Annotated in this window: 15 protein-coding genes; 6 read left to right on the forward strand and 9 right to left on the reverse strand. The window is 38.8% G+C overall.

Translation table 11 applies throughout. From position 1 onward, the window contains the following. The coding region (locus tag ABS917_RS17900) for a heavy metal translocating P-type ATPase (protein ID WP_350480264.1) at nucleotides 1-1691 on the reverse strand (1691 nt) is incomplete at its 3' end. 214 nt (nucleotides 1692-1905) lie between these two features. Between ABS917_RS17900 and ABS917_RS17905 the strand changes: the two genes are divergently transcribed. Continuing rightward, a complete protein-coding gene (locus ABS917_RS17905; protein ID WP_350480265.1) occupies nucleotides 1906-3285 on the forward strand; it encodes an L-cystine transporter in 1380 nt (459 codons plus the stop codon). 404 nt (nucleotides 3286-3689) lie between these two features. Here the strand turns inward: ABS917_RS17905 and ABS917_RS17910 are convergent, their stop codons facing one another. After that, on the reverse strand, nucleotides 3690-5228 hold the full coding sequence (locus ABS917_RS17910; protein ID WP_087617411.1) for a fumarate hydratase: 1539 nt from the start codon (nucleotides 5226-5228) through the stop codon (nucleotides 3690-3692). A gap of 262 nt (nucleotides 5229-5490) precedes the next feature. Then, nucleotides 5491-5670, reverse strand: coding sequence for an SE1561 family protein (locus ABS917_RS17915; protein ID WP_350480285.1), 180 nt, complete (start codon nucleotides 5668-5670; stop codon nucleotides 5491-5493). Nucleotides 5671-6119: 449 nt separating this feature from the next. Between ABS917_RS17915 and ABS917_RS17920 the strand changes: the two genes are divergently transcribed. Further along, nucleotides 6120-7280: an MFS transporter gene (locus ABS917_RS17920; RefSeq protein WP_350480266.1), complete on the forward strand. Its 1161-nt coding sequence runs from the start codon at nucleotides 6120-6122 to the stop codon at nucleotides 7278-7280. A 16-nt stretch (nucleotides 7281-7296) separates the two neighbouring features. On the opposite strand, the gene ABS917_RS17925 is transcribed toward ABS917_RS17920, so the two are convergent. From ABS917_RS17925 to ABS917_RS17945, 5 genes are all read right to left on the reverse strand, one after another. After that, the gene (locus ABS917_RS17925; RefSeq protein ID WP_350480267.1) at nucleotides 7297-7533 is read right to left on the reverse strand and encodes a carboxypeptidase; all 237 of its coding nucleotides are present in this window, start codon (nucleotides 7531-7533) and stop codon (nucleotides 7297-7299) included. A 120-nt stretch (nucleotides 7534-7653) separates the two neighbouring features. Then, complete coding sequence (locus ABS917_RS17930; RefSeq protein ID WP_350480268.1) at nucleotides 7654-8049, reverse strand: VOC family protein; 396 nt, start codon at nucleotides 8047-8049, stop codon at nucleotides 7654-7656. A gap of 114 nt (nucleotides 8050-8163) precedes the next feature. Further along, nucleotides 8164-9525 carry a 23S rRNA (uracil(1939)-C(5))-methyltransferase RlmD gene (gene rlmD / locus ABS917_RS17935; protein WP_350480286.1) on the reverse strand — a complete coding sequence of 454 codons (1362 nt, stop codon included), beginning with the start codon at nucleotides 9523-9525 and terminating at the stop codon, nucleotides 8164-8166. 131 nt (nucleotides 9526-9656) lie between these two features. Then, on the reverse strand, nucleotides 9657-10448 hold the full coding sequence (locus ABS917_RS17940; RefSeq protein WP_350480269.1) for a polysaccharide deacetylase family protein: 792 nt from the start codon (nucleotides 10446-10448) through the stop codon (nucleotides 9657-9659). Between the two features lie 49 nt (nucleotides 10449-10497). After that, nucleotides 10498-11397, reverse strand: a complete 900-nt coding sequence (locus ABS917_RS17945; protein ID WP_350480287.1) for a TIGR01777 family oxidoreductase — start codon at nucleotides 11395-11397, stop codon at nucleotides 10498-10500. Nucleotides 11398-11506: 109 nt separating this feature from the next. On the opposite strand from ABS917_RS17945, the gene recX reads away from it, so the two are divergent. From recX to ABS917_RS17960, 3 genes are read left to right on the forward strand one after another with little or no spacing between them, the layout of a single operon-like run. Further along, nucleotides 11507-12322, forward strand: coding sequence for a recombination regulator RecX (gene recX, locus ABS917_RS17950; RefSeq protein WP_350480270.1), 816 nt, complete (start codon nucleotides 11507-11509; stop codon nucleotides 12320-12322). Continuing rightward, a complete protein-coding gene (locus ABS917_RS17955; protein ID WP_079523624.1) occupies nucleotides 12315-12644 on the forward strand; it encodes a YfhH family protein in 330 nt (109 codons plus the stop codon). Before recX ends, ABS917_RS17955 begins: the two co-directional genes overlap by 8 nt. 1 nt (nucleotide 12645) lies before the next feature. After that, nucleotides 12646-12915 carry a YfhJ family protein gene (locus ABS917_RS17960; RefSeq protein WP_350480271.1) on the forward strand — a complete coding sequence of 90 codons (270 nt, stop codon included), beginning with the start codon at nucleotides 12646-12648 and terminating at the stop codon, nucleotides 12913-12915. A gap of 81 nt (nucleotides 12916-12996) precedes the next feature. Here ABS917_RS17960 and ABS917_RS17965 read toward each other — a convergent pair whose 3' ends face one another. Beyond that, entirely contained in the window at nucleotides 12997-13986 is a 990-nt protein-coding gene (locus ABS917_RS17965) for a metal-dependent hydrolase (protein WP_350480272.1), read from the reverse strand. A 116-nt stretch (nucleotides 13987-14102) separates the two neighbouring features. On the opposite strand from ABS917_RS17965, the gene mutY reads away from it, so the two are divergent. Beyond that, nucleotides 14103-15161 carry an A/G-specific adenine glycosylase gene (gene mutY, locus ABS917_RS17970; RefSeq protein ID WP_350480273.1) on the forward strand — a complete coding sequence of 353 codons (1059 nt, stop codon included), beginning with the start codon at nucleotides 14103-14105 and terminating at the stop codon, nucleotides 15159-15161. The last annotated feature ends 44 nt before the right edge of the window (nucleotides 15162-15205 follow it).

Consider the following 15205-nt stretch of genomic DNA (forward strand, 5'->3'; position numbering starts at 1 on the left):
TTTTTCATTAATATTACATCCGCTGTCTCTAGTGCGACATCTGTACCGCCACCCATTGCAATACCGACGGAGGCAGTAGCAAGGGCAGGGGCATCATTGATACCGTCACCAACCATGCCGACATGGCCGGATGTTTTTTCGTATTGCTTAATATGCTCGACCTTCGTTTCCGGCAAGCACTCCGCTACGTAAGTTGAAACACCCGCTTCTTTTGCAATCGCTTTTGCGGTTGTTTCATTGTCACCAGTCAGCATGGCTACATTAATACCAAGTTCTTGCAATGCAGCCACCGCTTTTTTCGCTTCGTCCCGAACTACATCTTTAAGGGCGATCAGTGCTGCAATCCCTTGATGATCTTTGAGGAAGACAACTGTTTTACCTTCATTCGCTAATTGTTCGAGTGCTCCATCAGCAAATTGATGCGCCAAATTTGCTCCAACAAAGTCAGGTTTTCCAATTAAATAGGATTGTTCATTAAACTGCGCTTTCATTCCGTAACCAGGAATATCTTCAATAGTAATACTGTGCGGGGGGATGACATTCTGCTCTTTTGCGAATGCGTTAATCGCCTGTGCAAGGGGATGGTTTGACTGTCCTTCAATCCCTGCTATTAAAGCTAATGTCTGCTGTTTGTCTAAATCATCACGAACAATAAAATCTGTCACAACAGGTGTACCTTGTGTTAATGTACCTGTCTTATCGACAGCCAATATGCGTATAGAGCTTAAATGCTCTAAATGCACACCGCCTTTAACAAGTATCCCGTTTCTTGCACCATTGGAAATAGCTGAAAGGGTAGCCGGCATAATAGAAGCAACTAATGCACAAGGAGAAGCAACAACTAGTAACACCATGGCGCGGTACAGTGTTGTCGTCCAGTCCCAGCCTAATAAATAGTGCGGTAAAAACATCATAAGTGCTACGGCCAATAATACAGCTTTTACATACACACTTTCAAAGCGTTCAATAAACTGTTGTGAAGGTGATTTTTCACTATGTGCTGATTGAACAAGTGTAATGATTTTTTGGAATAACGTTTCGGAACTGGGCTTCGTTACTTTTACAGTTAATACACTGTTTAAATTTACTGTACCTGCAAAAACTTCATTTCCTACATTTTTAGTGATCGGCATTGATTCTCCGGTAATTGCTGCCTCATCGACAGTTGAGACACCTTTAAAAATTTCGCCATCTGCCGGAATACGTTCGCCTGGCTTTACTAGAATATGGTCGTTTACCTTCAAGTCTTTTACAGAAACTTTTATCGGTTCAAACCCGCCTCGTACAAGCCATGCTTCTTCTGGCTGCAATTCCATTAATGAAGAGATTTCACGATTGTTTTTATTCATTGCATATGTTTCAAGTGCACCACTTAAGGCAAATATAAAGATTAATACAGCGCCTTCCATCCAGTAACCGATAATGGCAGAACCAATGGCAGCAATAATCATTAGAATTTCTACATTTAAAGATTTACTTTCAATTGTATCTTCAATGCCTTCTTTTGCTTTTGCATAGCCACCGATGAAAAATGCTGTTAAGTATGCTATTACAGCAGCTGTCATTTGTTCTGTTGATTCCATTCGCCACGCGAGCAAAATGATAAAGCCTGATACTAAAGCAGCAATTAATTCTTTGTGTTCTAGGATTTTCTCATTTAGTGATAAGTTTTCTCGATTAGAATTAATCATAAATACCTCCTTGATAATGATTATTAATATTGATAAGGATTGATAATGAATTTCAATTAGATTAGAATTATTTCTTATTTATAATAATTATAATATAGGTCATTTATTTTGTAAATAACATACAATAGAGAATTAAAAAAATAATGCCTACTTGACTTATAAGGATTATAGAGTAATATAATGAAGTACATTTATAAAATTGGAGGAGTATACTTTGAATTTCTACGTATTGCTTAATATTGCTTTGCTGCTTATTGTCATTGCTTTTTTATATTTCCTTAAAACGAAGCATGTTAAGTTTTCAAATCGTGTTTTTATTGCATTAGGATTAGGTATTTTACTAGGGGTAGGTTTACAATTTGCGTATGGGGCAGGGGCTGATGCCGTTAATGAAACTGTGCCATGGTACAACATCGTCGGAACCGGCTATGTAAAATTACTGCAGATGATTGCGATGCCTTTAGTATTCATTTCGATATTAGCTGCATTTACAAAAGTGACATTTGGTAAAAACTTAGGTAAGTCAGCAGCGGTTATTTTATCAGTTTTAATCAGTACAACTGCTGTTGCAGCTGGTTTAGGTATTGCATCAACAGTGTTATTTGACTTAGATGCATCTCAAATTATGCAAGGTGAGGCTGAAATTGCACGCGGTGAATCATTGGTTGAACGTTCGGCAGAAGTGACACCTTTACCTGAACAGATTTTATCAATGTTTCCTGCAAATCCATTTGCGGATTTAACAGGGTCTCGTGCAACATCAACAATTGGGGTTGTAATTTTTGCAGCATTTTTAGGATTTAGTTATTTAACACTCCGTCGAAAAGAAGAAGAAACGGCGGCAAATGTAAAAAAAGGTGTCGATGCACTTTACGGTTTAATCATGGGTGTTGTACGTATTATTTTACGTTTGACTCCATATGGTGTAGCTGCCATTATGGCACGTACCGTTGCAACGAGTGATTTAGGGGCGATTATGGATTTAGGTAAATTCATCCTGGCTTCTTATGTGGCGCTGATCGCTATGTTCATCCTGCATTTAATCATTGTGGCATTAACAGGTTTAAGCCCATTAACTTATTTGAAAAAAACAGCGGAAGTATTGCTGTTTGCCTTTACTTCACGTTCAAGTGCAGGGGCATTACCGTTAAATATTCAAACGCAGACAAAGCGTCTTGGTGTTCCGGATGGCATTGCCAACTTTGCTGCTTCATTTGGTCTTTCAATCGGGCAAAATGGTTGTGCGGGTGTTTATCCGGCAATGTTGGCCGTAATGATTGCACCGACAGTGGGTATTGATCCGTTAACACCTGGCTTTATCGCAACATTAATTTTAATTGTGGCGATCAGTTCATTTGGTGTGGCAGGTGTAGGTGGTGGTGCGACATTCGCAGCCATTATCGTGTTATCTGCAATGGATTTACCGATTGCGTTAGCAGGTGTTTTAATTTCGGTAGAACCGTTAATCGACATGGGTCGTACAGCACTTAATGTAAGCGGGTCAATGGTTTCGGGTGTCGTATCAAGCCGTGCAACAAAAGAGCTCGATACAACAGTCTACAATGAACCAGCCGATACACAATTAGTTCAATAACATGAAAAAGTAAAGCAGCACAGACAAATTCTGTGCTGCTTTTTTTAACCAAACAATCGATCCCGCATAAAAAAGCTTGCGCTGAAAAATAGCCAAAGCATTAATGAAAGATATAGATATATATATCCAAAAGTGACGTAAGGGAGAATAACACTAACATAAATCGTATACAAAAGAGCAACAAGGAAACTGCGTTTGTACTGATATTTCGTACTCACGTGTACTTGAGCAGCTATAAATAATGCATTAATCAATATCTTAATATAGAACATAAAACACCACCTATAACTTATATAATAAAATAGTATAGCATACCAATAAATAGAATAGTTAGAATTATATGTAATATCTAACGGAATAAAAAACGACTTCAACCATTTGGTAGAAGTCGTTTTTCTTATCTATTAGAATACGCGCTCTGCATGCAATGCTAGTTTATCTAAAGAAGATTTCTCTACATCAGCATGTAATGAGTTACCATGAGAGTCCATCGTTACAACTGCAGTAAAGTCTTTTACAGTTAAATGCCACATAGCTTCTGGAATACCGAATTCCATTAAGTCTACACCGTCAACTGACTTGATGCAGTCTGCATAGTACTGAGCAGCACCGCCGATTGCGTTTAAGTAAACGCCTCCGTGTTCTTCTAAAGCTTTAAGTGTTTTTGGTCCCATACCGCCTTTACCCATAACAGCACGGATACCGAATTTTTTCATGATATCGCCTTGGTATGGCTCCTCACGAATTGAAGTTGTTGGACCAGCAGCTTTAACAACCCAGTTGCCTGCTTCGTCTTTCGCCATTACCGGACCACAGTGGTAAATAATTTGACCATCAAGGTCTACTGGCGCTTCTACACCTTCACCGATTAAGTGGTGATGGATTGCGTCACGACCTGTATACATACGGCCAGAAATTTTTACTACGTCCCCAACTTTAAGTGAACGGATTTTTTCTTCAGTAATCGGTGCAACCAATTCAACTACTTTGTTGTCCGAGTTATCTTGTTTTTCTTCATCACGGAAAGTGATTTTTTCACCTTCTTGGTAGTGCCAGTTTGTGATTTCGCCAGTCGCCGGATCAATATCGATTGCCATACGACGGTAAGCCCAACAGTTGTAAGCTACAGATACGAAGAATGAAGCTGGTAAACGGTCCATTACACCGATTTTACAACCTAGTAATGTTGCTTCACCGCCGAAGCCCATTGTACCAACACCGAATGTATTTGATTTTTCTACAATATATTGTTCTAGTTTTGCTAAGTCTTCGATTGGATTCACATCATCAACATGACGGAATAACTGCTCTTTTGCAAGATCATAACCTGAAGAACGGTCTCCACCGATACCAACACCGATGAAACCAGCAGAACAGCCTTGTCCCTGTGCTTGCCATACAGAATGTAAAATACATTTACGGATACCATCTAAGTCACGACCAGCGCGTCCTAAACCTTCTAATTCTGTAGGTAAAGAATATTGGATATTTTTGTTTTCACAGCCGCCGCCTTTTAAAATAAGCTTCACTGTTATATAGTCATTTTCCCATTGCTCAAACTTTACTACTGGAAGTCCAGCACCAATGTTTGTTCCAGAGTTTTTACCAGTCAATGAATCAACTGAATTGGGGCGTAACTTTGCATCACCTGTAGCTGCAGCAATTGCAGTGTGGATTGCTTTTTTAATTTCGATTTGGTTTACGCCAACCGGAGTATATACTTTAAATGTTGGTAGACCCGTATCTTGACAAATTGGAGATACATTATCTTCTGCCATTACAATATTTGTAGTGATTGTGTCTAAAGACATCGCTGCACGTGTACCAGCATTTTCTGCTTCTTTTGCAGCTTTAATAGCACGACGAACGTCTTTTGGTAAGTTAGTAGATGTTTCAGTTACTAAAGAATAAAGACTTTTTTCTAAAGTTTCTAAGTATGCCATCTTATTTTTCCCCCCAGAAAAATATGTGTATTTTGATCAATAAAATTAATATAAGTTAGAACAAAACTTTCACGAAGAAATGAATGTTATGTCTTTCTTAATAAACCATCTTACATTATAACTCTTTTAATGTGGAAAAAAAAGAGCGCTTACATGAATGTTTGTCAGATTAAAAGAAAAAACGGCGAATAATAGCAGAACTAGTCAAAAGAATCAAAAAAGCAATACCCAGTGTACAGGTATTGCTGAAATTTCTATTTTCTTAGCGAGATTGGAATTGGTCCATTTTGTCTTCTAAATCATCCATCATTTGAATTAAGCGATCAATATCTTCAATTTCCGTCGTTTCAGGATCGATTGCATCAAGCACTTCTAGGAAAATTTCCAGGCGTTCTTTTAAATATGTTACTTGTTGTTCTTTGTTTGTAATTGGCTTCATAATGTATGATGCTCCTTTTGTATTGACTTAATAATATTATACTACGCTCTTTTCTAAAAGTTAAACAACAACTTGTCTTATATAACGGACCAATCTATTAAATTAACTTTAAAAAATAGGAAATTGTATAGTACTTGTTAATTATTTTAAGATTCTGTTAATTTTAAATATTTACATAATTGATGTGTTATGATAAAGTAAATTCATACTTAAATATGAAGGAGATGGTCGGAAAAAACATGTATAGACAAACTCAAGAAAAGGAGGAAGTTTAAACATTTACGGCTAATTGCCGATACGACTGTTTACGCAACGCAGAAATGGAATATAGTGATATTTAAAACCCTAGTTAACTTTTAGAGATAAAGTTAGCTAGGGTTTTTGAGTTTACTTTTATTTCTCCCTAAAGCTGTGATACGATAAATTGTATGAACTAAGGGAGAAAAAATGAAATGAGTTATGAACAGCGCAGGTTTGCTATTTTAGTTATTATTGTATCAATTTCAGGATTTTCGCAAGGGATGCTTTTACCTCTGATTTCAGTAATTTTTGAAGGGGATGGAGTATCCTCAACGCTCAATGGTCTGAATGCAACAGGTTTATACATAGGTACATTATTGATCTCGCCATTTATCGAGCAGCCATTACGTAAATATGGTTATAAACCTATTATCATATTAGGTGGGGCGCTCGTGTTCATGTCACTGTTTTTATTCCCATTATGGAAAAGTGTCATGTTTTGGTTTATTCTCCGTCTATTAATTGGTATCGGGGATCATGCACTGCATTTTTCGACACAAACTTGGATAACTTCAACAACAGCTACACATAAACTTGGTAAAAGCATGTCAATATACGGCATATCTTTTGGTGTAGGCTTTGCTGTAGGCCCATTGTTTGTACCGCTAATTAAAATTTCGGAAAGCTTTCCATTTATTATTTCTTCGGCATTATGTTTATTAGCTTGGTCATTAATCTTTTTCGTGAAAAACGAAAAACCGGAAGCGTTGGCAGGAGATGCGAATGGATCGGGTTTCAAGCGTTATAGTCTTGCTATAAAGTATGGCTGGATTGCATTTTTACCGCCTTTTGTTTATGGGTTTTTAGAGTCTTCCTTAAATGCTTTATTCCCGGTATATGCGTTACGAAAGGATTTTGACGTAGCTTATGTATCAGTTATTTTGGCTGGCTTTTCGATCGGTGCGATTGTTATGCAGTTTCCGCTTGGTGCATTAGGCGATAAAATCGGTCGCCATAAAGTCATTGTTTCAGGATTGCTTGCCGGAAGCATCTTTTTCTTAATAGGCAACTTCTTCGAGCATTCCGAATTGTTTGTAGCGGCAGTCTTCTTTTTTGCGGGTATGTGTGTAGGTTCGATGTTCTCGCTTGGTATCACATATATGACCGATTTGACTCCGAAAGAGCTGTTGCCGACAGGTAACTTGCTTTGTGGTATTTTCTTCAGTTTAGGCAGTTTGACAGGTCCACTTTTAGGCGGATTATATTTGGAAATTTTCCCAAGTAACGGGTTTTTATTTGTTATTTCGCTCATGCTTCTGTCAGTAGCGGTTATCATCCAGTTCTTCGGAAAATCGAAGAAAATAGCTATATAAAAAAGCGGACGTTCTCTTAATTGGAACGTCTGCTTTTTACTGAAAAAAAGACTATTGCTGTAAAAATCATTGCTAAAATTATGTAGATGAATACATTTAAATAGTTTACACCACCAAATGTCACAGCAGCTTGAAGTGAGCTTGCCGAAGTTGCCGAATTTTCATCATTGCTCGGGAAGATGAAGCCTGCAAAAGACGAGATCGCCCAATAAGAAATAATAAAAGTGATCACTACAAATAGAAAGTTTTTCATATTAATACCTCCTGGCGATTTCTATTTTACATGAAAAGTAAAGAAGTGGGGGAGATTCTGTTACAATGGTTCATTTAAAAAAGCGACGTAACCCATATAAGAGCTTCGTCGCTTTCATTGTTATTTTGCTTCTGGATCTGGTTGGTGAAGACCGAGAATATTATTTTCGGTATCGATGAAATATCCTTGCCAAGCCATACCTGGCAGCGCATATTTAGGTAAAGCTACTTTACCGCCATTTGCTAAAATTTTCGCTTCGGTTTCTTCGTAATCACTTACGCCTAAAGTACATACTGCAGAATTGACACTTTGTCCTTCAGCAGGGGAAGGGCCTTGACGCTGCATTAAAGCACCATTAATTCCTGGATATTGGTCGTCGCCAGTAATGGCTCCAAAATACGGCATGCCTGCATATTCACTATAATCCTCAAAACTCCACTCAAAAACCGCCTGATAGAAATTTTTCGCGCGTTCCATATTGTCTACATGAATTTCAAAATGAATAATTCTTCCCAAATAGATCCCTCCGAAAATATATTTAATTTAATATTGCGTCAATTGAAGTGCATATGCAAGTTTTTACCAAAGGGAAAGCCTACACAAAAAATCTGTGTAGGCGTATAGATTTTACTATTTTTTCAAAGTCAGTTTCACAACACATTCAACCTGTGCTGTTTGCGGGAACATGTCGACTGGTTGAATATATTCAACGTTGTAAGCCTTTGATAATTCCTTTAAATCACGCGCTAGTGTTGATGGGTTACAAGATGTGTAGACGAAACGCTTTGGTTTGATTTTTAAAACTGTTCTAATAAAGCCTGGCTCTAAACCTGTACGAGGCGGATCCACACAAATGACATCCGGACGGTAATCTTCTTTTGACCAGCGGAACAGCCATTTATCTGCAGATCCTGGGAAGAAACGTACATGCTGTAAATTATCGTTTGTACGTGCATTGTACTTCGCATCGGCAATTGCTTCATCGACATTGTCCATACCTCGTACTTCACGGGCGCCTTCTGCCAGCCACATACCGATAGTACCAACACCGCAGTAAGCATCGACAACATTTTCTTTCCCTGTCAGTGCCGCAGCTTTTTTAATTTCATTGTATAAATGTACTGTTTGTTCAGGGTTAAGCTGGAAAAATGCACGAGTTGATAAATCAAATGCAAATTCGCCCAACTTTTCATGAATCGCATCTTTTCCATCTAAAATGTAAGTGTCTGGACCAAATATTAACGATGTTTTCTCGCGGTTGACGTTTTGTGTAATAGAAACGATTGAAGGATCAATCTTCTTAATACGTTCAATCAATTCTTCTTTATGCGGAAGTTCGCGGCGTGTTGTGACAAGACATACTTGTGTTTCGCCAGAGCGCATACCAGTACGAACAACAATTGTACGAACTAAGCCGTTTAATGTTTTCCCGTCATAGATCGGGATATTTAGCTTTTGTAGAATTTTTCGAGTAGCAACTGTAATTTTTGAAGTTACAGGATGCTGAACAAGACAGTCATTAATATTTAAAAGCTGATTTGTTCCTTCCGCAAATAGACCTGCATATACACGCTTGCCTTCTTTACGTACTTGGAACTGGGATTTATTACGGTAATGCCACGGATTATCCATTCCGATAGTTGGGCGGATTTCAGTTGTTTGTCCGATTTCTTTAGCGTATTTTTCGAATGCTTGTACGACAATATCACGCTTATTCATTAACTGTGCGTCATAAGTCATATGCTGTAATTGACAGCCACCACATTCAGAATACACAGGGCAAGGTGCTTCTTGACGGAATTCACTTGCTTTACGTATTGCCAGAATTTCCGCTTCAGCAAATTTCGGTGATACTTTTGTTAATTTTACTGTTACTTCTTCTCCAGGAATCGCACCTTTTACGAATACGACATTGCGTTTATAAAAACCGACACCTTCACCGTTGATGCCAAGGCGTTTTATCGTTAACGGGAACTTTTGCCCGACTTCCATTTTTAGTTCACTCAAGTTTACACGTCCTTTAAATAGAGTAACTCGCACCAAAATTTAGTGCGAGTCACTTCTTTTTCTTCATCAGTACAGTATAGCGGAAAGTACAATGAAAAGAAAGGAACGCTACTTTTCTAATACGGGGAAATTTTTTCGTATTCAAGTACCAGGTCATCCAGTGATCCGAATGTATAGCCTTGCGCTTTTGCATCTTTTATGAATTGCGGTATCGCTTCGGCATTATCCTGCGCTACCGTATGCATTAAAATAATCGCGCCTGGATGAAGCTGGTTCATCAGTGCATCATAAGCATATTTTGCGCCGCGTCGTTCATCTTTCAGCCAGTCTTTAAAAGCGATGGACCAGAACATATGGCGATAGCCCGCTTCATTGCCGACTTTCAGAACTTCTTCATTAAAGATACCTTCTGGCGGACGGGCATAATAAGTTCGTTTGACGCCAGTCAGTTCGTTTAATTTGTCATCAAACTGCTTCCATTCTTTCTTCATTTCATCTGCGGACAAACGCGCCATATTCGGATGTCCATATGAGTGATTTCCGATAATATGGCCATCTTTAACCATTGTTTTTACTAAATCGGTCGCGCTCGTTAAATAATGACCGGTCAAGAAGAAAGTGGCTGGAGCTTTTTCTTCCCGCAAAGTATTTAAAATACTCTCGGTATAGCCATTTTCGTAGCCATTATCGAATGTTAAGTAAACAATTTTCTTTTCCTCACTGCCCTTATAAATGGCTCCGTATTTACTTAACATAGACTCAAGCGGTTCTCCTATTTCTACAGGTGCACCATTACGGCTTGGCTTGAAGCCCCAATGAAATTCCTCGGCTTTTGCAACAGACACAGATATAAAGGAAATAAATGTGGCGACTATCACGAAGCTAATCCCTAAAATATGTTTTTTCAATGAAAAAGCAACCTCCTTTTACAAGGTAGGTTGCGTGAAAAGCATTGTTTTATTCATAGAGATCACGAATTGCATCTTCTACAGAAACAAACTTAAATTCAAAATTTGCGTTTATTAATTTTTCAGGTACCACTTGCTGACCATCGAGTACGAGCATACTCTTTTCACCGAGGGCGAGCTTTAAAGCAACGCTTGGTACAGGGAACCAATGGGGGCGCTTCAGTGCTTTACTAATTGAATGCCCGAATTGCTTCATACGTTTTACATTTGGTGTTGTAAAATTAATCGGGCCTGATAATGTATCGTTTTCGATTGCAAAAAGAATAGCTCGTGCTACATCCTCTACATGAATCCAGCTAAGCCACTGTCTGCCTGATCCGATCGTTCCGCCAACACCAAGCTTATAAGGAAGTACCATCATCGGCAATGCACCTTCGCCTTTTTCCAAAATAACGCCAAAACGGGTTAAACAAGTGCGAATGCCTAATTGTTGAGCCTGCATTGCTTTTTCTTCCCATCGTGCAACAACGCTTCCTAAAAAATCAGTTGCTTTTTCGGTAGCTTGCTCCGTATAAACAGCTGTTTCGGAAACAGGATAAATACCAACAGCACTCGCATTAATGAGTACTTTCGGTTTGTGTTTCAAGTTTTGTATCATTCGGATGATTTCACCGGTAGATTCCAAACGGCTTGATAGGATTTTTTGTTTTTGTTCATCTGTCCATCGTCCCTCATTTAGCGAGACACCAGCCAAATTTACAAATGCATCCGTATTTTCAACATAATGCTCTGGTGTCGAGTCGTCGTTTAACCATTGCACATAGTGGATGTTGTTTTTAGTTTGCTGCTCTCCCCGTGTCAAAATTATGACTTCGTGACCTTGTTCAAGTAATAGCTTACTCAATCTCCTGCCAACCATTCCTGTACCGCCTGCAATAGCAACTTTTATAACAAACACCGCCTTTATTTCTTTTTGTTCTTATTAGTATACCGTTCCATGAAACTAGAAGTAAAAAGATGTATACTAGAATGTACATTGTTATTGTGAGGTGTACACGGTGCAAGTCCAAATTATTACAAAAATTGGTCGTCAAAAAAACAATCAAGAGCGCTACAATATATATTTGAACGAAAAATACGCTTTTGCCGTTGATGAAGGCACACTTATTAAGTTCGGTCTGCAAAAAGGCAAAGTACTTGAGCAGATGGAAATAGATGAAATACAATATGAAGATGAAATCGCAAAAGCATTTAACAAAGCGCTTAACTTTTTAAGTTTCCAAATGCGCAGTGAACATGAAGTGAAATCCAAACTCCTGAAAGCAGGGCATGGGGAGGCAGTTGTACAGGAAGCTATTCATAAATTAACGGGTTTAGGCTTTTTAAATGATGAAAGTTATTCAAAAGCACTGCTTGAAACGAGAAAGCGTACGACAAAAAAAGGACCGGCTGCAATTCGCCAAGACCTGATGCAAAAAGGAATTGATAAAAATTTGCAGCAGAAAGTATTGGCGACATTTGAACATGAGGAGCAGTTAAAGCTTGCAATGGAATTGGCGGAAAAAGCTGTGCGTTCCAATACGAACAAAACTCCGACACAAGTGAAGCAGAAAATTCAGGATGTGCTGTTGCGTAAAGGTTATTCCTATGAGATTGTTAAAGAAATACTCGACCAGATTACATTAGACCGTGATGAAGATGAATGGTCCGAGTTAATAGAAGCTCAAGGTGATAAAATTTGGCGCAAATATGCATCCAAATTAACAGGGTCTGATCTTCGGCAAAAAGTTAAACAGGCACTTTACCAAAAGGGCTTTCCAATAGAGAAAATTAATGAATATATTGAACAGAAGGAGCAACAACATAATGAATGAATTAACATATAGTTCAATGTCTGAACAGGAATTGCGTCAGGAAATTGCAAATTTACGTGAACGTGCAAGAAAAGCAGAGCAATTGGGGATTGTAAACGAGTATGCTGTATATGAGCGTAAAGCATTGATGGCAGAGGCGTACTTAGTTGATCTTTCAACTATTATTCCGGGTGAAATCTATCGTCTGAACGGATCACCAGGTGAGTTTTTCCAAGTAGACTATTTAAAAGGTCGCTTCGCATGGGGACACCGATTAGGGTCGGAACGTTTTGAAGAAGCGTTACCAGTTTCTATATTACGTCCAATGAAAGAAGGGAAGTAGCATGGAAGAGTTATATCAAAGATTAACGGAACAATTATTAACGAAAAATCCTAAATTACCGGCTGGTCGTGCCCGTACATGGGTGGAATTATTATGCAGCGATTTCGAGTCGACATCTGCCAAAGCGGGTGCAGATTACCGAGGTGCGGAGTATACAGCTAAATTAGTGAGCCAGTTAATTGAAAGTTATGGGGATAAGCTTCATTTATTTGCAGCACAAAATCCGAAATATGCCCACTTATTAAATGACAGTGATGATACGTTAAATTAAAACCATTCAGCTAAGTACAGATTCTAAGCTGATTGCGATAAAAAACCACCAGTTGTGGCTGGTGGTTTTCCGTCTTTTTATTTAGTCATTGCCGGCTCCTATTTGCAGTCGTTTCTGCAATTTTTCTTCTGTGAAAATCCAGCCGGTATAAGAATTGACAATGTTAAGCTCGTCATCTAAATGGGCGACTGCAACGAATGGATACCGATCGTTACTGCGGTAGCGTAAATCGATTAAACGCAGTTCTGTCACGCCGCTTTCAAGCTCTGAAATTTCCCACCGGTAAAGTGGTGAAAACGATAAAAAAGCATCTAAGTTTGGATCTTTTATCGCTTTTTCAACGAGCTCTGTTTTTGGGATAGGCTCAATTTCGAACTTATCGTAAATATTGACGGATCGGCGATAGGCACGACCAACATAAAAGTGCGTTTTAGATTTAGCTGCAACTTTCCAATGGAAAAAGCGCATTGTCGGAGCAACAATTACAAATTCTTCGTCCTGCAGTTCATGATGGACAGCAGTTTTAACCGCCTTTTGAAGAGCAAAACGTAAAATATAATAGAAGAAAATAATAATGTACATGACCGTAAATGTGAGGACAGGTTCTGTCCCTAATAACCAAAGTAAAATACCGATACAGTGCAGCGTAAATATAAATGGATCAAATGTATTAATAACACCGAGTGCAACCCACTTTTTTGAAAACGGGCGCAAAGCCTGTGTGCCATATGCATTGAAAATATCTACAAACACATGTAAAAATACGGCGATCTGTGTCCATAGCCAAACATTGAAAAGATGAACATCAGGTAAAATAAGAGCGAGTACACCTGTTATTAAGAGAGGCCATAGTAAAACGGCAGGTATTGAATGTGTAATCCCTCGGTGATGACGTATATAAACCGCATTATTACGAAGTTTTAAAACCGTATCAGTATCCGGTGCCTGTTGTCCGATAATTGTTCCAGCCATTACAGCCGTAAAGGTCATGGAATGACTTGCGACAGTCGGGTCTACAAGTGCTAGGCCCCCAATAGCAATCCCCATGACGAAATGTGTGCCTGAATCCAAATGTATCAACCCCTCGATCTTAAAACCGTTCGAGAACGGAAAAATTTAGCAATATAGTATCCACATTATAATATACCCTTTTTGAAGGAAATAAAATCGAATTTTTGGAGGACAATGTGAACTATCCATATACAAAACAATTTCGCCAGGCATTAGTGCAGTGGTTTTTGGAAGAACAACGAGATTTGCCTTGGCGCCGTACGAAAGAACCTTATCAAATCTGGGTGTCTGAAGTAATGCTGCAGCAAACAAGAGTTGATACAGTCATCCCATATTACAACCGTTTTATAGAAAAATATCCGACAGCGGAAAGCTTAGCCTATTCACCGGAAGAAGAGCTCCTTAAAATGTGGGAGGGTCTAGGTTATTATTCCCGTGTCCGTAATTTACAAGCCGGTGTCCGGGAAGTAGTCGAAGTTTACGGCGGAAAAGTACCGGATAACCGCGTCGACATTTCTAAGTTAAAAGGTGTTGGACCTTATACAGCAGGAGCAATATTAAGTATTGCTTACGGAAAGCCGGAGCATGCTGTAGATGGAAATGTTATGCGCGTACTAAGTCGTGTATTAAATATAGATGCAGATATCGCTCTGCCGAAAACAAAGAAAATTTTTGAACAAGCGGTAACAGAGCTGATTGATCCTGAAAATACATCTGCATTTAATCAAGGACTGATGGAGCTTGGTGCATTAATTTGTACACCGACTTCACCAAAATGCTTATTATGTCCAGTGCGGGATTATTGCACAGCATTCCATGAAGGCGACCCATCCAGCCTACCGGTTAAATCCAAAAAGCTGAAAACAAAAAATATTGAATATGATGTCTATATTATCCGGGACAAAGAAGGTCGCTTTTTAATGGAGAAGCGTCCGCAAGATGGTCTGCTCGCAAATATGTGGCAGTTTATTATGATTGAACGCCAGGCAGATGAAAATAGTTTAACCAAAGTGGAAAAACAATATAACGTAACTTTGGAGCACAATTTTAAAGAACCGATTTTAAGTTTCGAACATGTGTTTTCTCATTTGAAATGGCATATTGACAGCTTTTTAGTCGATGCAGTTGAAGTGAATGGCATACAGGGAAATACGGCGTTCTTAACAAAAGAGCAAATCGCCAATTTACCAATGCCTGTGCCGATGTTAAAAATCTGGGGAAAAATCAATGCATAATTAGTTTGCCACCAGACCACAATAATGGTCATGGAGGTGATACA

It is taken from the genome of Solibacillus sp., assembly GCF_040273735.1.
GTDB lineage: Bacteria > Bacillota > Bacilli > Bacillales_A > Planococcaceae > Solibacillus.